Raw genomic sequence first — 18,571 nt, forward strand, 5'->3', positions numbered from 1 at the left:
AGGGGTGCCGACTGCGACCTCGGCCCGTCACCCTTGAGCCAGGAGAGCCCGAATGACCCATCGCCGCGCGGCAGCCGCGGATCGAACCGCCACCGACCACCCCGCCACCCCGGGAAGAGTCCCGGCACTCACCACCCCCGGCCCGGCGGCGGGCCGGCCGGCCGAACGGACCGCGACGGCGGCCACCCCTCGCCCGGCAATCCCGGAGACCCCGGAGAGCCGAGATACCCGAGCTGTCCGCGAGACCCGAGAGGCTCGTGAGGCTCGTGAAAGTCGAGACGCCCGCGATACCCGGGAGGTCGCGACACCCGCGCTGGACACCGTACTCGCCGACGAGAGCGCGCACTGGCAGTCGGTCCTCGAACTGGCGGGCAGCCGACTGGACTCGCTGGTGAAGCTGCAGGCGCGGCTGGCGGCACCGCGGGGCACCGCCGCGGACCTGGTCGTCGACCGGTCCGCACTGGCGGCCCTGCTGGGTTCGCTGGCCGCCGGCTGCCGGTCGGAGGTCCGCTGGATGCGCTGCGCGCCGGACGGCACGTCGAGTCTCGAACCGTTCCTGGGCGGCCAGGTCGCCGGACTGGCCGCCGGCGTCTCCGTACGGGCCCTGCTGGACTCCGACCACGGCGCGGCCAAGGCGGCCCGGTTACTGGCCACCCGGCCGGACCGCGGCCGGACGGCCGTGCGCACCAGCCCGGACCTGCCCCAGGAGGTGCTCCTGGTGGACGAGGCGGTCGTCCTCGTCCCCCGGCCCCCGCGGAGCCTGGACGGGCTCTGTATCGCCGTGTTCCGCGAACCGGCGGCGATCGGCCTGGCCCGTGACCTCTTCGAGACCTCGTGGTCGGCCGCGGCACCGCCGCCGGCCGACCGGGGCCCGGAGCCCGTCGCCGCGGACACCGCGAGCATCGCCGACGACCCGCTCAAACTGCAGATCCTCCAGCTCCTCGCCGAGGGCGCCAAGGACGAGGCGATCTGCCGCCGCACCGGCATCTCGCTGCGCACCTGCCGCCGCCACGTGGCGGCCATCCTCCACGCGCTCAACGCCGCCAGCCGGTTCCAGGCGGGCGTCAACGCGGTGGCGATCGGCCTCGTCTCGCTCCCGGCACAGCGCTGACCACCGCCCCGACGGGCCGGTTTCGCGGCCTCCGCCGGGCACCCGGGAGGAGGAGAAGTACGTCCCGCGGAGGCCTTTTTCGGACGCACCGGAAAGTTCGAGCCGCCAGGTGGGGTCCACGGCCGTCGGATCCGGCGCATACTGGAGCCGATGACGAAACCACCAGCAGTCCGGCGACCCCTGCCCACCAGCCCCTTCAAAGCCCCGGTCGAAGCGCCTCGCAAGCGTTTCGCCGTAGGCGACCGGGTCACCCACGACATGTACGGCCTCGGTCGGGCCATCAGCGTCGAGGGCGACGGCGACATCGCGGTACTCGTGGACTTCGGTTCACGGCAGGAGCGGATCACTCAGCCGTACGACATGATGTTCAAACTCTGACCACGCCGTGGTGCTGTGGAACACCCGGCGTCTCGAATCCGAGGCGACGGGTGGCCCTGCGCGTATGTCCGGCGGCGACCCACCGACAGCCCCGTCTGAACCATGGCCGGGGCTGTCGGCATGCCGGAGACGCGCGGGAAGGCCTCGGGCCCCTGGAGGGCCCTCCTGGGGCCGTCGTGGGGTCGCCCTGGGGCCTCCCTCGCGGAGGCGGGGGGCTTCCCCGGGCCGCCGGGGCCGTCCGAGTCGTCCTGCGCGGGGCGCGGGGCGCGGGGCGGTTGGGCCTGTCGGAGAGCCGTCCTGCCGGTAGCTCCCGGGGGCTACGGGGGCCGTGTTCACCTTCGCCCTCCCGTCCCTGCCGCCCCTGCCGACTGCCGACGTCCAGCTGACCCCGGCTGACCCCGGCTGCCCCGGCTGCCCCGGTCTGCCCCGGCAGGGACGGCTCGGCCGGGCCAGCCCAGGGTGGTCAGGGTCGACGGGGCTCGCTCCGGCCGGGGTCAGCGCCCGTCGAGGGCCCGGGCGTCGGCGGCGATCTGCCGGGCCCGGTCGGCGGCCACGGTGCGGCCGGCCTGGTCGTCCGCCCACGCGGCGAGCGGCTGGTACCGGCCCTGGCCGAGCATCGCGGTCAGGGTGGCGACGGCGTTGCGGTCGGCGCCCGATCCGAGGATCAGCGCGGCCAGGCCGGTGGGCGTGGCGGCGACGGTGAACTCGGCGGTGGCCCGGGCGCTGCCGCCGGGGCCGGCGGCCTCGGCGAGCAGGGTGTGGCCGCCGAGCGCGAGTGCGGCGGTGTCCAGGGCGGTGCCGGCCGGGATCACCTTGCCGTCGAGGGTCAGCCGGACGGTGTCGGCGCCGGTGGCCTGGACCACGGCGACCGGCTGCTGGGCGCGGTCCAGCACGGCTCCGGCGGCCGGCGAGGCGATCGACACCTTCGGGGCGGCCGGCGGCTGGGCGCCCCCGCCCTGGAGCCGGGCGGAGTTCCAACCGGACAGCTCCGCCGGGCGGTTGGTGATGACCGCGTCGGCGCCGAGGGCGTCCAGCGCCTTCCAGCGGGCGGCGCTGTCGACCGTCCAGACCATCACCGCCACCCCGGCGGCGTGCAGTTCCCCGAGCGCGGTCGGGCGTCCGGCGAGCGCGTCGTCGGACGGGTTGTAGGCGGCCAGGCCCAACTCCCTGGCCAGCGCGACCGGGTCGGCGTCGAGCGAACCGCGCAGCAGCCCGAGCGGCAGTTCGGGCGCCAGCTCGCGGGTGAGGCGAAGCGCGTCGACCTCGAAGCTCTGCACGAACACGCGGTTGGCCATCCCGTGGTCGCGGACCTCCTTGACGATCCGGGCGACCTCGTCGCGGCTGTGCCGGCCCTTGATCTCCAGCAGCAGGTTGCCGCCGCGGGTCCGCAGATCGTCGAGCTGGGCGGCCAGGGTCGGCACGTGCGTGCCGGTGTAGGCCGGGCCGAACCAGGCGCCCGCGTCGAGGGCGTCCAGCTGGGCCGCCGTGAGGTCGCGGATCCGGCCCTTGCCGTTGGTGGTGCGGTCGACGGAGTCGTCGTGCAGGACGTAGGGCACGCCGTCCCTGCTCGGCTGGACGTCGTTCTCGATCCACTCGGCTCCGCCGCGGCGGGCGATCTCGTCGGAGACCAGGGTGTTCTCGGGGGCGGCGGACGAGGCGCCGCGGTGGGCGATCACCGTCAGCGGGGAACCGGCCGGGCGGATCCACGCGCCCGGGGCGAGCGCGGTGACCAGGATGTCGTCGAAGGAGACCTTCGCCCCGTTGACCAGCAGGGCCTGGCCGCCGTCGGCGCTGCGGGCGACCCGGGTGGTGCGCATCGCCTCCTTGCCCTCGAAGATCCAGCGGGCGGTGGTGCCGTGCACCTCGACGGCGATCCGCACGTCGCGGCCGGTGCCGGCGGCCGTCGGGGCGGCGGCGGTGTTGGTGACGGTCCACGCGTTGCCGGTGGTGCGCTGGGCGAACTCCAGCCCGTTGGCGGCGGTGGTGCCCGTGCGCATGGTGGCGATCGACCACGGGGTTGCGCCGTCGGCCGGGACGTCCAGGCCGAGCGCCGTCCAGCGGGCCGCGTCCTGGACGTTCTCGAAGCGGGCGGTGGCCTCGAAGCGGAAGTCCTCCAGGTGGCGGCCGAAGGTGATCCGGCTCTGCTGACCGGAGTTGGCGGAGGTGCCGACCAGACGGCCGTTCTCCACCTTCCAGTCGCCCTCGACGGGGGTCCAACCACCGGGCAGGACGGCACCGGAGAAGCCCTCGGCGAGCACCACCTCGCCAGGTGCGGGCGCAGCCGGGGCGGCCGTCGCGGCGGCCGGCTCGTCGGCGACGGGCACCGGCACCGGCACCGACACCGCGGCCGGGGCGGCCAGGGCGACGAAGGTGACGCTCAGCGCGGCGGCGAGCACCGTGGCGATCAGCCCGACGTTCACCCGGCGCGGCCGGTGCAGGCGGCGGGCGCCGTCGTCGTAACCGTCGGCATCGGACTGGGCTGGCTGAAGGGCGCGCTGACCGTGTGTCATGCCCGGCACGCTAGGGATGCCGATCAAACCGGAAACCACGGCCCCGACAACCGGCCGTGACGATTGGACGTGCACCGATCTCCCATGGCGCGATGCCGCGTCGCTCGGACACAGGCCAAGGCTTGGCGAGGCCGGGCCTGCAAGCGGGCGGCTTGCCGGCCCAGCCGTGGGAGTCGCTCGCCCCTCACCCCCGCGCCGACAACTTTTTCTGTCTTGACAATTTTTCCCGTCGGGTCGAGTCTGGAGGAGTGCTGGATGTCGCCGTGATCGAAGAACCCGCCGCGGCCGAGGCCTCGCTGGACCCGATACGGTCCCGAATCCTCGCCGCCCTGGCCGAGCCCGGCTCGGCCACCATGCTGGCCGTCCGTCTGGGGCTGCCCCGGCAGAAGGTCAACTACCACCTGAAGGAGCTGGAGCGCCACGACCTGGTCGAGCTCGTCGAGGAGCGACGCAAGGGCAACGTCACCGAACGGGTGTACCGCGCCACCGCCGCCTCCTACGTCATCTCGCCCAACGCCCTGGCCGCCGTCAGCCCGGATCCCTCCCGATCCCCCGACCAGCTCTCCGCCCGCTGGCTGCTGGCCCTGGGGGCCCGGCTGGTGCAGGAGGTCGGGACGCTGCTGACCGGAGCGACCCGGGCCGGGCAGCGGGTCGCAAGCTTCGGCATCGACGCCGAGGTGCGCTTCGCCTCCGCGGCCGACCGGATGGCCTTCGCCGACGAACTCGCCCAGGCGGTGGCCGGCCTCGTCGGCCGCTACCACGACGAGTCCGCCCCCGGCGGGCGGCGGAACCGCGTGATCGTCGGACTCCACCAGATCCCCGTACCCCACCCCGGCGCCCCGGGGGACCCGGCCGGTCCGCCACAGGGGGCCGGGGGGACGGCCGCACACGAACCCGGGACAGGACAGGAAGAGCGACCATGACGCACCCGTTCGAGATCGAGCTGGAGACGACCCTGCCTGCCAGCCCGGAACAGGTCTGGGAGGCGATCGCGACAGGGCCGGGCATCGACTCGTGGTTCATGGGCCGCAACGAGGTGGAGCCGCGCGAGGGCGGCGTCGCCTCCATGGACACCGCAGGCCACCGCGAGGAGGCGGTGATCACCGCCCACGAACCCGGCAAGCGCTTCGCCACCCGGACCACCGAGGGCGAGGACGGCCGGTTCATGGCCTTCGAGTACCTGATCGAGGGCAGGGGCCGCGGCAGCACCGTGCTCCGCGTCGTCCACAGCGGCCTGCTCGGCGACGACTGGCAGGACGAGTACGACGCCCTGCGCCGCGGCTGGCCCTTCCACCTCCACACGCTCCGCGAGTACCTGGCCCACTTCCCCGGGCGCACCGGGGTCCCCGTCTTCGCCATGGCGCCGACGCACGGGAGGACACCGCAGGAGGTGGGGGCGGCACTCGTCCGCGGCCTGTCGCTGCCGGCCCCGGTCACCGTGGGCGCCCGGGCGCACGCCGAGCCGGCCGGACTGCCGCCGCTGGACGGTGAGGTCGTCTGGTCCGACGACGAGCGGACGGAGGTCCGCACCGCCGACGGGATCTACACCTTCCACCACGGCTCCGGCATGGCGCTGATGTTCCACCACCTGTTCGGACCGGACACGGCCGGCGCCGAGGCCGCCTGGCAACGGTGGCTGACCGCCGTGCTCGCCTGACCACGGACCGGCCGGAACAACCGCCGGGCCGGAGCGACCGCCGGGCCGGAACGACCCGCAGCCACTCGAAGACCGACACGAGACAGCAAGGAAGAATCCCATGCGCACCCTGATCAGCACCGCGTTCATCTCGCTCGACGGCGTCGTGGAAGCGCCCGGTGGTGAGCCCGGCTACCGCAACTCCGGTTGGACCTTCAAGGACGTCGAGTTCCTCCCCGAGGCGTTCGACATCAAGGGACGGGAGCAGAAGGAGTCCACCGCGATCCTGATGGGCCGGACCAGCTACGAGGCGTTCAGCCCGGTGTGGCCGGACATGGAGGAGTTCGCCGACTACAAGGCGATGCCCAAGTACGTCGTCTCCACCACCCTCACCGACGACGACCTGGTGTCGAACTGGGGCGAGACCACGATCCTGCGCTCCCTCGACGAGGTCGCCGCCCTCAAGGAGACCGAGGGCGGCCCGATCATCGTCCACGGCAGCGCCTCCCTGAACCGGAGCCTCGCCGACGCCGACCTGATCGACCGCTACCACCTGCTCGTCTACCCGCTGCTCCTCGGCGCGGGCAAGCGGCTGTTTCCCGCGACGGACCGGGACGCCCAGAAGCTGCGACTGGTCGAGCACGCCGTGTACGCCAACGGCCTGCAGATGAACATCCTCGACGTCGTCCGCTGACCGGGCGCACGCCCGCTCCACCGGGTCCTGGCGGCCATACCCGACGACCGGGAGCGGTGGGCGGCGATCCTGACTCCACCGCCGGGCAGGGCCGCTGATGCACCCGGAGACCACGATCGCCTGGGCGGACCTGCGCGAGAATGAGCCCGACACAGACCAGATCCGTGCTCACCTCATCGCCGTGACCGGCATAGCGGCGCTCACCGACTCTGCCGATACGGTGCCACATCACCTGCTGTTCACATTGCCGCGGGGGCACACGGGCGCACCGAGGGGATCCATATGGCGACGATCACGGTGGACGTGGCAGTTCCCGACGCGCTGCGGCCGGTCGTGGATGTGGCGGCGTTGCCGGCGCCCCTCGGTGACGCAGGGCCGGCGTGGCTGGTGCTGTCCGAGGACGGACGGCTGACGCGGTGGACGCCGACGACCGGCGAGGTGCAGGACGTGGCCCGGTATCGGGAGGAGAGGCCGGCGTCCGAATACGGTGGCGGCGTTCGACTGCGGCTTCATGTGTCTCGATGCGGCCGTTGGGCGGCGGTGGTTCAGGACCGCGGTCGGTACGGCACCGTCGTCGATCTCACCACCGGTTCGCCGGCGTTGAAGTTGGACGGCGGGGACTACTGCTGTGGAACCGTCCCGTTCGCGTTGGCGTTCGCCGAACACGGTGGCCGGCCGGTTGTCGTCCATCGCACTGACTGGAACCGGTTGGATGTCACCGATCTCGCGTCCGGCGAGGTGCTTACGGCGCGGGACAGCCGGGACAGAGATGAGGAAGATGCGGAGTGCGACCTCGACTACTTCCACGGCGCGCTGTCGCTGAGTCCTGACGGGACTCGTCTCTACGACGGCGGTTGGGTGTGGCAGCCGTGGGGGATGCCGGCGGTGTGGAGCCTGACCGCCTGGCTGCACGACAACCCGTATGAGTCCGAGGACGGGCCCAGCCATGCGGTGTATCCCGAGGTCTCGGAGTGGAACTGGCCGGTGGTGTGGATCGACGACGGGCGGATCGCGGTGTATGACCGGGACGATGCCGGCAGCGGTACCGTCCACGTCCTCGACCCCGCCTCGATCGAACTGCGCTCGCCTGGCGTCCGATGGATCAAGGCGGTCGCGACGTTCCCCTGGCCGGTCGGCGATCTCGGCTTCTTCACCGACGGAGAGCATCTGCTGATCGCCGACGAGGCCGGTCTTCAGGGCGTCGACGTCACCAGCGGACAACAGGTGTTCGCGATCGAGGGGTTCCGCCCGACGCGTCAGGATCGGCATACCGGAACGCTGATCCAGGTCGGCAGCGCCAATGCCCGGTTGTGGACGCCGCCGAAGTGGACTGCGCGCGCCGGCTGAGCTGCCATTTCCCGCAGGGTGCCGAGCACGCCAAAGGCGAGGCGTACCCGGAAGCTGCCGAGAAAAGCCCCCACCGACTTCGCCGCCCTCCAAGCCGGCGAGGTCCCCGGTCCCCGCCTGCTACTTGTCACTTCGCCGTAGCGATGGTGCACAGGTGCTCAACGGCGCGGACGCCGCCGACCGTGCCGTAGGAGGCGAAGGCGGCGGCCTTGTCGTTCCACTACTGGCCTCCCCCGCGGTCGGGGGGAGACCGGGGAGAGACCGGGAGGGGGGTGCGGGAGGGGCTGGGGCCGGGCGAGACGGGGCGCGAGGCGAGGGCCAGGCGGGCGATGGCGTGATGCCAGGCCGCCCGATCGCCGCCCTGGCAAGATGGCGTCATGGAACGTGTACTTGGAATCGGCGGATACTTCCTGCGGGCCTCCGACCCGGCGGCCGTGAGCGCGTGGTACCGCGACTGCCTGGGCCTGGACGCCGACGAGAACGGCCTCTGGCGTCAGGACGCCGGGCCGACGGTGTTCGCGACCTTCGAGTCCGGGACCGACTACTTCGGGTCCCCGACCCAGCAGACGATGCTCAACTTCCGGGTCCGCGACCTGGAGGCGATGCTCGCGCAGTTGCGCGCCAAGGGAGCGGACGTGGCCGAGGAGACCCAGGAGATGGAGGGTGTCGGACGATTCGGCTGGGTCACCGATCCCGAGGGCAACCGGGTCGAACTGTGGCAGCCCGCCTGACCGTGTCCGCACGCAGGCGGTGGCGCGGCCCAGGCGGTGGCGCGGCCCGGGCGGTGGCGTGCTGGTGGGCCAAGTGCCGCCGCAGTGCGGGCCCCGAGGGGGTGGGCGGGGCGGGGCGGCCGACCGTCAGAGCACCCACCCCGCCCGGGCCGTTGGCTCCTAGCGGAATCCTCGTCGACAAAAATATGTAGGCCGGTCTATTGTTTTCTGCATGGGAGTCAAGGGCGAGGAGACGCGCTCCCGGCTGATCGCCGGCACGCGCGCACTGATCGAGGCAAAGGGCTACTTCGGCACGGGCCTGAACCAGATAGTGGCCGAGAGCGGCGCGCCCCGAGGCTCGCTCTACTTCCACTTCCCGGAAGGCAAGGACCAGTTGGTCGCCGCAGCGATCATCCAGGCCGGCCAGGAGATCGAGGAGCAGCTCAAGGCGCTGGTCGGCGAGGGCCTCGACACCGTGGCCATCGCCCGCCGGCTCGCGGGCCTGTTCATCGACCGCATGGAGGCCTCCGGCTACACCAAGGGCTGCCCCATCGCGACCGTCGCCCTGGAGGTGTCCGGCAGCAACGAGGCGCTGCGCCTCACCTGCGTCGAGGTGTACGGGAGTTGGCAGCGCATCCTGGCCGACCGCCTGGTGGCCGAGGGCCACAGCCCGGCCTCGGCCGACGTCGCCTCGGGACAGCTGCTCGCCCTCCTGGAGGGCGCGGTGCTGGTCGCCCGGGTACAGCGCAGCCGCACTCCGCTGGACGACGCCCAGCACGCCGTGAAGCACCTGCTCGCCGCCAAGTGAGGCGCGCGGGCCGGGGTTGACGCGGGCAGCGGGGGCACACCCCGCCGCCCGCGCCGGGCCGGATCGGGCCGCGCCGGGCCAGACATGACCGGACCGAGCGCGCGCGGACGCTCGTCGTCGAAAAATATGTAGACCGGTCTACTGGCTCCGGACTATGTAGACCGGTCCACTTAGATTCAGCCTCGCCGCTACGCCTCCCCCACGCTTACCCAAAAAATATGCAGACCGGTCTACATAAAAGGAGCCACCAAGTGCCCCACTCCCCAGGTCCAAGCACGGACCCGACCCCAAGCCAGGCCCCGACCCCAGGGTCGGCCCCCACTCCGCCCCCACCCCCGTCCCCGAGCCGCACCCTCGTCCTCGGCGCCACCGGCTTCCTCGGGCGCTGGCTGACACTCGAACTCCTCCAGCGCGGCGAGCCCGTGGCCGTCGCCGTCCGGGGCGGCCACGACACCGCACGGGACCGCGAGCTGCGGCACTGGCTGCGCGGGCACGGCGCCGACGACGGCGCCCTCACCACCGTCGCCGCCGACATCACCCTCCCCGGGCTCGGACTCTCCGCCGCGGACGACGCCCGGCTCGGAGCCGTCCGCGACATCCACAACCTCGCCGCGCTGTACCGGTTCGGACTCGGGCGCACCGAGGCGGAGGCGGCCAACGTCGACGGCGCCCTGCACGCGCTGCACTGGGCGGCGACCCGACCGGACCTGCGCCGGCTGGTCCACCTGTCCGGCTACCGGGTCGGCCGGGACGCCGCCCCGCGTTACCCGCTGCCCACGGCCGAGACCGACGCGCTCTACGCCCGGCTCGGCGCCTACGAGGCCTCCAAGCAACTGGGCGACGCCGCCGTCCGGGTCACCGCCCACACGCTCGGGGTGCCGCTCACCACGGTCAACCCCAGCAGCGTGATCGGACACTCGGTGACCGGGGAGGCCGGGCAGTACATCGGTCCGGCCGAGTTGGTGCACCAGTTGTGGCGCGGCCGGCTGCCCGCGCTGCCGGGGACCGCGCGCACCTTCCTGCCGGTGGTGGCGATCGACTACCTGGCCCGGTTCCTCGCCGCCGTACCGGAGTTCGACCAGGGACCGGCTCACGCCCACACCGTGCTCGACCCCGCCACACCCCATCTGCCGGATCTGATCGCCCTGCTGGCCGAGCACCTCGGAGTGCCCGCGCCACGACGACTGGTCCCGGTCGGCCTTGTGCGGCGGCTGCCGCGCGCACTGACCGGGGCGGACCCGGAGACGCTCTCCTTCCTCTCCGAGGACACCTACGCCACCGACTCCGCCGACCGCCTGGCCGCCGCCGTCGGGCTCGTCCACCCACCCGTGACGGACCTGCTGCGGCGCTGGTCCTCCCGGCTGGTCGCCGACCGCTTCGGCGCAGGTCCGCCCGCGACCGACACGCACCCGGACACCGCCCTGCAACCGAACGCCGCCCTACAACCGAACGCCGCCACGCACCCGAACGCACCCGCACACCCGAACGCAGCCCCGCCGGCCACCCCGGCCACGCCCCGGGCAAGCTCGGCCCCTCCCCACCCCGGCGAGTTCGCCTCCGTCGCGGGCAGCCGCACCCACCTCACCGGGGAGCGGGAGTGCCCCGGGTACGTCCTGCTGCACGGCCCGGGTGAGGACGCGGACGCGTGGCACCCGGCGGCGGAGCACCTGGACGCGCCCGCGCTGCTCGCCGATCTACCCGGGCTCGCCCGCTCCTCCCCCGCGTCCATGGCGCCCGACGACTGGCTCGCCGAGCTGCTGGCACCCGTCCGGTCCCGCCCCGTCCTGGTGGGACACGCGGCGGGCGCAGCGCCGGTGCTCCAGTACGCGGCCGCGCACCCGGAGCGGGTCGCCGGCCTCGTCCTGGTGGCCCCGGAGTTCCTCCGGCCCCGCCGCCCCAGGCCGCCGCACGCGTCCCCAGGGCCGACTCCCCGGGACCCGGCGCACCGCCCCGGCGCCGACCGACGTGCCGCGCAATGGCTCCGCCGAGCCCGGCGGCCGGCCGAACGAGTGTCGCTGGTCCGCCTGTTGGTCAGCTGCCCGGTACCGGTCCGCCTGGTGGTGGGCGAGTCGGACGGCCCGCTGGAGCAGCCCGGCGGCCGGACCGTCCGCACCGTCCCCGGCGACGGACGCCGACTGCGTCTCCTCCACCCCGGGGAACTCGCTCAGACGATCGCCGAGTTCGGCCGCACGCTCGACCGCTGAAACGCGAGGATGCTCCACCGCACGCCGGATCGGTTGTGCAGGTCGAGGCGTTCGGTGCGGTGGAGCACGTCGAGGCCGCGCTCCCGGGCGAGTTCGACCGTCTCGTCCGCCGAGACGTCGAACATCCGCCGCCCGGCCGGGACGGGTCCGTGCCGCAGGGAGATGAAGACCCGGCCGGTGGGGGCGAGCAGGTCGACGAGGGCGTCCATCGCCAACACCCGCTCCTCCTCGGTCAGATGCATCCAGACGGCGGTGAGCAGAATCAGGTCGAAGCGCTCGCCGCCGGCCCGGAGCGAGACCGGTTCGGGCAACGCGTCGTCCACCCACCGGATGTCCCGGTCGGAGTGGAGGCGCTGCCCGATCCGGCGGAGCTCCGCGGTGGGTTCGGCGGCGACGACCCGGTGGCCGAGCGCGGCCAGCGCCGCCGCGTCCCGGCCGGTTCCGGCGCCGATGTCGAGGACCGCGCCCGACTCCCCGGGGAGGAGGTGCAGCACCTCGCGGTGGACCTCCTCGAACGTCACGCCCTCGTACTGCACGGCGAGTTCATCGGCAGCCTCGCCGTAGCCGGCGTTGCTCGCAAGGTGGTTCACACGTCCTCCGGTGGGTGCGGGAGCCGGGGGCCGGTCAGTGCCCCCCGGTCACGGTAAGAACGATCTTCCCCCGGTTGCCGCGCTGCTCCAACTGCCGGTGGGCGTCGGCCGCGCGCTCCAGCGGGAAGACCGGCTCGACCGGGATCGTGGCCGTGGTCCAGCAGCTTGGCGATCTGAAAACCCTGGATGGAGGCGTTCTTGGGGCAGGAGCACCGCGCTTGGTTCAACGAGCTGCCGGGGAAGCGGAAAGCGTCACCCCTTGATCTGTCAGCTCTCCTCACCGGCCGCCGAGGCCACAGCCGCACCGTCGGCCGCGGCGGCACTGTCCGCCATAGCCACACCATCCGCCACACCCGCACTGTCGGCTGCGCCAGCGGCGTCGGCCTCGCAGGCCGCCAGCGCCTCGGCGCGCAGGTCCTCCTCGGAGGCGCCCCGGCGCCAGTAGCCCGAGAACTCCACCGCCCGCCGGTCCAGTCCGCGCTCGCCCACCAGGTGGCGGCGCAGCGCCCGGACGGTGCCGGCCTCGCCCGCGAGCCAGGCGTAGGCCCCCGCGTCCGGCCCGACTCCGGTCAGCGTCGCGGCGCGCACGGCGTCGGCCAGCAGATCGGCGCCGACCAGCCAGTGCACCTCGACCTCGGCCCGGCTCACCGGCGCCTGGACGTCCTCGGCGTGCGGGACTTGGAGGAAGGCGTGGACGGCGACGCCCGCCGGCAGCCACTCCAGGATCGCCGCGGCGGCGGGCAGCGCCGTCTCGTCGGCGGCGATCAGCACGGTGCGGGTGCCGGCCGGCGGGCGGAAGCCGACGCTGCGGTTGTCCGCCACGGCCGGGCCGAGCAGCAGCACCCGGTCTCCGGCCGAGGCGCGAGCCGCCCACCGGGAGGCCGGGCCGACATCGCCGTGCAGAGCGAAGTCGACGTCCACCTCGGTGCCGCCGCCCGGCAGGTCGCGCTGGGCGCGCACGGTGTAGGAGCGCATGACGGCCCGTACGGACTCGTCCAGGGCGCGCCACTCGGCGAACCAGCCGGTGCCCGCCTCGACCGGGAGTACCGGCGCGTCCTGGCCGGGGTGCGGCAGGAACAGCGAGAAGCTCTGGTCCCGCCCACCGCTCGCGAAGCCCCGCAGCCCGTCTCCCCCGAGGGTGACCCGGACCACGGTCGGGCCCAGTCGGCGGCTGCCCACGACCTCGGCGGCGAAGAAGCGGAACTGCTCGACGTCCCCGGTGGCTTCGGCCTCCCTGGCAACGTCCCCGGCGGCCTGAGCCTCCCTGGCAACGTCCCTGGCGGCCTGAGGCTCCCCGGCGACGCCCCCGGCGGCCTTGGCCTCGGCCCCCACCTCGGTCACCCGAGCTTCCGGGCGCTCTGGACGGCCTTGGCCAGGTTCTCCAGCAGCGGGGCCGCGCCCAGCCAGGAGAAGCGCGGCACGGCGTCCCACGGGGTGATCTGGCCGGCCTTGACGGCGGGCAGCTCGGACCAGGCGGGCTTGGCCGCGAGGTCGGCGGGCTGGAGCGCGCTGCTCCGGTTGTCGAGCAGGATCACGTCCGCCCGGTACTTGGCGGCGTTCTCCCAGCTCAGGCTCTCGTAGTAGCCGGTCGGGTCGAGGGTGTCCGGGACGACGAAGTCCACGCCCAGCTCACGGAAGTACATCAGGTCGGTGCTGAGCGCCGGGTTGGAGACGTAGAAGAGGTCGGCGCCGCCCGAGGCGGCCATCACCTTGATGCCGCCGGCGGCCTTGGCGGCCTGGCGCAGCGTCTCGGCCGCGGCCTCGAACCGGGCCTTGGCGTCGACGACCTGCTTGGCCTTCAGGTCCGCGCCGAGTGACTCGGCCAGCTCGGCGTAGCGCTTGATGGGCTCGGGGAGCGGCACCCGGGCGGTGGTGACGACGACGCTGGGGGCGAGCGCGAGGATCTTGTCCTTGCTCTCGTCCGGGACGTACCAGAGGGCGTCGGGGTCGTACATGTGGGTGACCAGGAGGTCGGGGCGCAGCGCCGCGTACTTCTCGATGGCGAACTCGCCCCAGGCGTTGCCGATGATCGAGATCTTGTCGACGTCGAGGTTGCCAGCGCCCGGGTCGGCCTTGCCGTCCGCGAGCTTCGTTTCCCCGAAGACGCCGACCAGTTGGGCGTCGAGGCCGAAGTCGTGGAGGGCCGCGGCGGTGCCGGTGAAGGCGACGATCCGCCGGGGGGTGGCCTTGGCGGTGACGGTCTTCCTCCGGTCGTCGGTGAAGGACCAGGCCTTGCCCGCGGCGGCGTCCTGACCGCCCGTGCCCTGGGAGCCGCTGCCGCAGGCGGCGAGCGCGGCGCCGAGACCGGTGACGCCGACGGCGGTGAGCACGGTACGGCGGCTGGGTCGTGGGGACCGGGGGTTGGACATGGTGGTGCCTTTGTTCGGTGGTGGGAGCCGTGCGGACCGGGGCCATGACGACCCGAGATCAACATTAGGTTAGCCTAACCATAGTTTCTCGCCGTCCAATCGTCGACGGCATCCGTCCGCAGGCTCCCGGAGCAGCAACATGCACCTCGTCACCCCCCGCTCGGGGCCGCCCGAACACACCGGACCGCACCCCGGACCGGGCCACCGCGGACCGGACCACCACCGCCAGTCCCCGCCACCCCGGAACCCCCTCCCCCGGGACCCCGCCCGCTCAGAACCAGACCACTCAGACCCAGGCCACCCAGACCCCGCCCACCGGGGCTCCGGCCGCCCACGGTCAGGCCGCGCCCTCGGGCTGCTCGCCGCGCTGCTCCTGCTAGCCGCCGTCGTGGTGCTCAGCCTCGCGCTGGGCGCCAAGGCGCTCTCCCTCGCCGAGGCCTGGCACGGCCTCACCGACCCGGCCTCACCGGCGTACACCGTGGTGCACCGGATGCGGCTGCCGCGCACCCTGCTCGGGCTGCTCGTCGGCGCCGCGCTCGGCGTGGCCGGGGCCGTCATGCAGGCCGTCACCCGCAACCCGCTCGCCGACCCCGGCCTGCTGGGCATCAACGCGGGCGCCTCGGCGGCCATCGCCTCCGCGATCGCCCTCCTCGGCGTCACCGGATTCACCGGCTACGTCTGGTTCGGCCTGCTCGGCGCCGCCGCCGTCTCGGTCCTGGTGTACGCGGTCGGCGGCGGCCGGCAGGCTACCCCCGCCCGGCTCGCCCTCGCCGGCGCCGCGCTGAACGCCGCGCTCTACTCGTACGTCAGCGCCGTGATGCTGCTCGACTCCGCGTCACTGGACCGGATGCGGTTCTGGACGGTCGGCTCGCTGGCCGCCGCCCTGCCCGCCACCGTCACCGCCGTCACGCCGTTCGTCCTGGTCGGCCTGCTGCTCGCCCTCGGGCTGGCCCGGCCGCTGAACGCCCTGGCGACGGGCGAGGAGTCCGCGACGGCGCTCGGCGCCCGACCGGCCCGGATCCGCGCCGCCGCCATCGTGGCGGTCACCCTGCTCTGCGGCGCGGCCACCGCCGCCTGCGGGCCGATCGTCTTCGTCGGGCTGGCGGTGCCCCACCTGGTCCGCGCCCTCACCGGCCCGGACCTGCGCTGGACGCTGCCGTACTGCGCGGTGCTGGCGCCGGTACTGCTGCTGGGCTCCGACGTGCTCGGCCGGGTGCTCGGGCGCCCCGGCGAGCTCCAGGCCGGCATCGTCACCTCGGTCCTCGGCGGCGCGTTCTTCCTCCTCTTCGTCCGTCGCGGAGGACTCCCCCTCGCCCGTCGCGGAGGGCTCCCGCTCGTCCGTCGCGGAAAGTTCCCCTTCCTCCGTCGCGGAAAGGCGGCCCGGGCATGAACCCGACCCAGACCCCCCGACGCGACCCGATCAGGGCGGTCCGCACCCCCGGCGGCCTCTCCGTGCGCTACCGGCCGCAGGCCCTGATCACGGGCACGGCCTGCGCGCTGGCCGCCCTCGCGGTCTCGGTTGCCGCGCTCGGCAGCGGCGACTTCCCGCTCGGCCCGGCCGAGGTGGTGCGCGCCCTGGCCGGCGCCGGCGACCCGGCCGCCGACTTCATCGTCAACGAGCTGCGTCTGCCCCGGGTCGTCACCGCCCTGCTCACCGGCGCCGCGCTCGCTCTGTCCGGCGCCATCCTCCAGGCGCTGGTCCGCAACCCGCTCGGCAGCCCCGACATCCTCGGGCTCACCCAGGGCGCGGCCTCCGGCGCGCTGCTGGTCGTGGCCGCCGGCGGCGGCAGCCTCGCGCTGGCCGGCGGCGCGGTCGTCGGCGGGGCCGGGGCGGGCCTGCTGATCTGGGTGCTGGCCTGGCGTCAGGGCGTACCCGGCCACCGCCTGGTGCTAGTCGGCATCGGGCTCGCCGCCGTGCTCACCGGTGTCAACGGCTATCTGCTCACCCGGGTCAAGCTGATGGAGGCGGCCCGCGCCCTGCTCTGGCTCACCGGCAGCCTCGACGGCCGCGGCTGGGAGGACGCGCTGCCGCTGCTGGCCTTGCTCACCGTGCTGGTCCCCGTGGTCCTGCTGCTCTGCGGCCCGGGCCTGCGCCTGCTGGAGATGGGCGACGACGCGGCCTGCGCGCTCGGCGTCCCGATCGTCCGCCTCCGCCTGGCGCTGCTGGCCGCCGCCGTCCTGCTCGCCTCCGCGGCCGCCGCCGCGGCCGGGCCGGTCTCCTTCGTAGCGCTCACCGCACCCCAGCTGGCCCGCCGGCTCACCCGGGCACCGGGGCACAACCTGGTGCCCTCGGTCGTTATGGGGGCCGCCCTGCTGGTCACCGCCGACCTGGCCGCCCAGCAGGCCTTCGGCGGGCGGCAGTTGCCAGTCGGCGTGGTGACCGGCGTCCTCGGCGGCGGCTACCTGGTGTGGCTGCTCGCCACCCAGCACCGCGCCGGACGGCTCTGAGAGACCGGACGCCCCCGAGGAACCGGGCGCCTCCGCGAGCCCGGACGGCTCCGCGAGTGGCACCGGCAGAAGGGCACCCGGAGTGGCGGAACCCCGGCCCGACCGGCCGCCGCTCCGGCGCGGGCGGCCGGTCGGGCCCCGCCGGGGTACCAGCCGGGCCGCTCGCCGCTCAGGCCTCGCCCGGATGCCAGGCGGGCCACTCCCACGGCCGGTCGGTCCAGTGGACGCGCACCGGGTCGCGCGGGTCCAGGTCGGGAAAGAGCTGGTGGATCCGGGGTTCCAGTTCCTCCGGGGCCAGGGGCTCCCAGCCGTGGCCCTCGAAGTGGACCAGCCGGTAGCGGCTGTCGGTGCGGAACTCCGCGATGTCGACCAGGGGACTTGCCGTGCTGTTGGTTTCCATGCCCCCAGCATGTGACGGCCCCCCTGGCTCCGCACGCGGGCCGCGGCAGGCAGCGGACGGGGGCGCCCGCACGGCGTACCGGTCGGCCGGCGGTGATGCACCGGAACCCTCTTACGGGTCATGTCCCGGCGTCGGCGCGCTCGTTGAGCACGGCGACGGGTTCGGCGGCAGGAGGACAACGGCATGGACGGGCAACCCTGGGGCGCACGGCCGAGCGGCACACAACCGGTCAGCGGCCAACCGGGCGGCGGCCAACCGCACAGCGGGCCACCAAGCGGCGGATCACCAACCGGCGGGCCACCGAGCGGCGGACCGCCGACCGGCAGCCGGTCGACCGCCACGCCGTGGCAGTGGCCGCAGCAGACCTGGCAGCCGCCCCTGCCCCCGGCCGGGGCGACCGGCGCGCCACCCCCGGCTCCCGCGCCGCAGTCCTCCGGTGCCAAGCTGCCCCCGTACCTGCCACCGGCCTCCGGAGCAGTCACCGCGCCCGCCCGGCGGCGCCCGCGCTGGGTGGCGCCGGCCGCCGCGGTCGGGACGGCCGTGGTCCTGGCGTCCGTCCTGGTGATGTGCGGGCCGGGGTCGAAGCCTGAGCTGTCCGGGCTGGCGGCCCTCCCGGAGGCCTCGCCGTCCCCGACCACCCCGGGCCTGCTGCCCGCACCGCCGCCCCTGCGGGTGACGCCCGCCCCTTCGCCCGAGGCTCCCCCGACGGTCGCCGACGCCATGGCGTCCGCACCCGCGCCCCCGGACGGCGAGCAGGCCGAACAGCCGGAGGCCGCGACCGCCGGTACGGACCCGGGCGCGACCCCCGGGGCCGCCACCACCCGGCCGAAGCCAGGCCGGACGGCCCGGCCGCTGCCCTCCCGGACCATCGCCCCCGCCCCCGGCGCCCCGGGAACGCCCGCCAGGGCACCGGCTCCGGCACCCGCACCGCCGCCGTCCTCGGCGCCCGGTGCGGCCCCCGGCGGATCGGCCCCGACCGTCGCACCGGGCTCGATCTGCGACCAGGCGGAGCACCTCGGCCGCTGGCCGGCCGGTTCGGAACAGGCCCGCCTCTGCCACAGCATCTACGGCTGAACCCACCCGGTCCCCGAGGCAGCGGGAGCTGTTTGCAAAGTCCCGTCGGATCCGACGCGACTTTGCAAACAGCTCCAGGGCCCCGAAAGCCACCAGCGCCCCGGGGCCCCAGCCCTTCAGCGACCCGAGCGACCAGCGACCCCAGCAACCCAGCAACCCGGCAACCCGGCAACCCGGCAACCCGGCACCCGAACGACGGTGGGGGCCCGCGGGCCGGGGTCCCCCCGGCGCGGGGCCCCCCCCCCCAACACCGCGGGCCCCCCCCCGCCCCCCCCCCGGGGCCCCCCCCCGG

At 74.3% G+C, this 18,571-nt stretch carries 17 protein-coding genes and 1 pseudogene; 12 read left to right on the plus strand and 6 right to left on the minus strand.

Translation table 11 applies throughout. The features are described from left to right. The first annotated feature begins 391 nt into the window (after positions 1–391). Positions 392–1,111, plus strand: coding sequence for a helix-turn-helix domain-containing protein (locus tag ACFVVX_RS20680; protein ID WP_387947557.1), 720 nt, complete (start codon positions 392–394; stop codon positions 1,109–1,111). Positions 1,112–1,261: 150 nt separating this feature from the next. After that, a complete protein-coding gene (locus ACFVVX_RS20685) occupies positions 1,262–1,489 on the plus strand; it encodes a hypothetical protein (protein WP_387947559.1) in 228 nt (75 codons plus the stop codon). 494 nt (positions 1,490–1,983) lie between these two features. Here ACFVVX_RS20685 and ACFVVX_RS20690 read toward each other — a convergent pair whose 3' ends face one another. Continuing rightward, positions 1,984–3,999, minus strand: coding sequence for a glycerophosphodiester phosphodiesterase family protein (locus tag ACFVVX_RS20690; protein WP_387947561.1), 2,016 nt, complete (start codon positions 3,997–3,999; stop codon positions 1,984–1,986). Positions 4,000–4,247: 248 nt separating this feature from the next. Between ACFVVX_RS20690 and ACFVVX_RS20695 the strand changes: the two genes are divergently transcribed. The 7 genes from ACFVVX_RS20695 (at position 4,248) to ACFVVX_RS20725 (ending at position 11,398) form a co-directional block, all read left to right on the plus strand. Next, positions 4,248–4,922: an ArsR/SmtB family transcription factor gene (locus ACFVVX_RS20695; RefSeq protein ID WP_387947563.1), complete on the plus strand. Its 675-nt coding sequence runs from the start codon at positions 4,248–4,250 to the stop codon at positions 4,920–4,922. Continuing rightward, positions 4,919–5,656: an SRPBCC domain-containing protein gene (locus ACFVVX_RS20700; RefSeq protein ID WP_387947565.1), complete on the plus strand. Its 738-nt coding sequence runs from the start codon at positions 4,919–4,921 to the stop codon at positions 5,654–5,656. Before ACFVVX_RS20695 ends, ACFVVX_RS20700 begins: the two co-directional genes overlap by 4 nt. A 100-nt stretch (positions 5,657–5,756) precedes the next feature. Further along, a complete protein-coding gene (locus tag ACFVVX_RS20705; RefSeq protein WP_387947567.1) occupies positions 5,757–6,329 on the plus strand; it encodes a dihydrofolate reductase family protein in 573 nt (190 codons plus the stop codon). Between the two features lie 282 nt (positions 6,330–6,611). Then, positions 6,612–7,676: a hypothetical protein gene (locus tag ACFVVX_RS20710; protein WP_387947569.1), complete on the plus strand. Its 1,065-nt coding sequence runs from the start codon at positions 6,612–6,614 to the stop codon at positions 7,674–7,676. 377 nt (positions 7,677–8,053) lie between these two features. Next, positions 8,054–8,407, plus strand: a complete 354-nt coding sequence (locus ACFVVX_RS20715) for a VOC family protein (RefSeq protein ID WP_387947571.1) — start codon at positions 8,054–8,056, stop codon at positions 8,405–8,407. 211 nt (positions 8,408–8,618) lie between these two features. Beyond that, positions 8,619–9,194, plus strand: a complete 576-nt coding sequence (locus tag ACFVVX_RS20720) for a TetR/AcrR family transcriptional regulator (protein ID WP_387947573.1) — start codon at positions 8,619–8,621, stop codon at positions 9,192–9,194. Between the two features lie 251 nt (positions 9,195–9,445). After that, a complete protein-coding gene (locus ACFVVX_RS20725) occupies positions 9,446–11,398 on the plus strand; it encodes an alpha/beta fold hydrolase (RefSeq protein ID WP_387947575.1) in 1,953 nt (650 codons plus the stop codon). Here ACFVVX_RS20725 and ACFVVX_RS20730 read toward each other — a convergent pair. The 4 genes from ACFVVX_RS20730 to ACFVVX_RS20745 form a co-directional block, all read right to left on the minus strand. Further along, the gene (locus ACFVVX_RS20730; RefSeq protein WP_387947577.1) at positions 11,359–11,988 is read right to left on the minus strand and encodes a class I SAM-dependent methyltransferase; all 630 of its coding nucleotides are present in this window, start codon (positions 11,986–11,988) and stop codon (positions 11,359–11,361) included. The two genes, ACFVVX_RS20725 and ACFVVX_RS20730, sit on opposite strands and share 40 nt — an antisense overlap. A 34-nt stretch (positions 11,989–12,022) precedes the next feature. Beyond that, positions 12,023–12,133: a zinc-binding dehydrogenase gene (locus ACFVVX_RS20735; protein WP_387947602.1), complete on the minus strand. Its 111-nt coding sequence runs from the start codon at positions 12,131–12,133 to the stop codon at positions 12,023–12,025. 122 nt (positions 12,134–12,255) lie between these two features. Beyond that, positions 12,256–13,167: a siderophore-interacting protein gene (locus ACFVVX_RS20740; protein WP_387947604.1), complete on the minus strand. Its 912-nt coding sequence runs from the start codon at positions 13,165–13,167 to the stop codon at positions 12,256–12,258. A 158-nt stretch (positions 13,168–13,325) separates the two neighbouring features. Next, positions 13,326–14,357 (minus strand): ABC transporter substrate-binding protein, encoded by a 1,032-nt coding sequence (locus tag ACFVVX_RS20745; protein ID WP_387947579.1) that lies wholly within the window; start codon positions 14,355–14,357, stop codon positions 13,326–13,328. 325 nt (positions 14,358–14,682) lie between these two features. On the opposite strand from ACFVVX_RS20745, the pseudogene ACFVVX_RS20750 reads away from it, so the two are divergent. Continuing rightward, positions 14,683–15,654, plus strand: a pseudogene (locus ACFVVX_RS20750) (FecCD family ABC transporter permease); the annotation flags it as partial. An 89-nt stretch (positions 15,655–15,743) separates the two neighbouring features. Then, the gene (locus ACFVVX_RS20755) at positions 15,744–16,805 is read left to right on the plus strand and encodes a FecCD family ABC transporter permease (protein ID WP_387947581.1); all 1,062 of its coding nucleotides are present in this window, start codon (positions 15,744–15,746) and stop codon (positions 16,803–16,805) included. A gap of 169 nt (positions 16,806–16,974) precedes the next feature. Here ACFVVX_RS20755 and ACFVVX_RS20760 read toward each other — a convergent pair whose 3' ends face one another. Further along, complete coding sequence (locus tag ACFVVX_RS20760) at positions 16,975–17,205, minus strand: hypothetical protein (RefSeq protein ID WP_387947583.1); 231 nt, start codon at positions 17,203–17,205, stop codon at positions 16,975–16,977. A 183-nt stretch (positions 17,206–17,388) separates the two neighbouring features. Here ACFVVX_RS20760 and ACFVVX_RS20765 point away from each other — a divergent pair, with 183 nt between their 5' ends. Further along, positions 17,389–18,279, plus strand: a complete 891-nt coding sequence (locus tag ACFVVX_RS20765) for a hypothetical protein (protein WP_387947585.1) — start codon at positions 17,389–17,391, stop codon at positions 18,277–18,279. Positions 18,280–18,571 lie beyond the last annotated feature (292 nt).

Origin of the sequence: Kitasatospora sp. NPDC058170 (assembly GCF_042883905.1) — a bacterium.
Taxonomy (GTDB): domain Bacteria; phylum Actinomycetota; class Actinomycetes; order Streptomycetales; family Streptomycetaceae; genus Kitasatospora.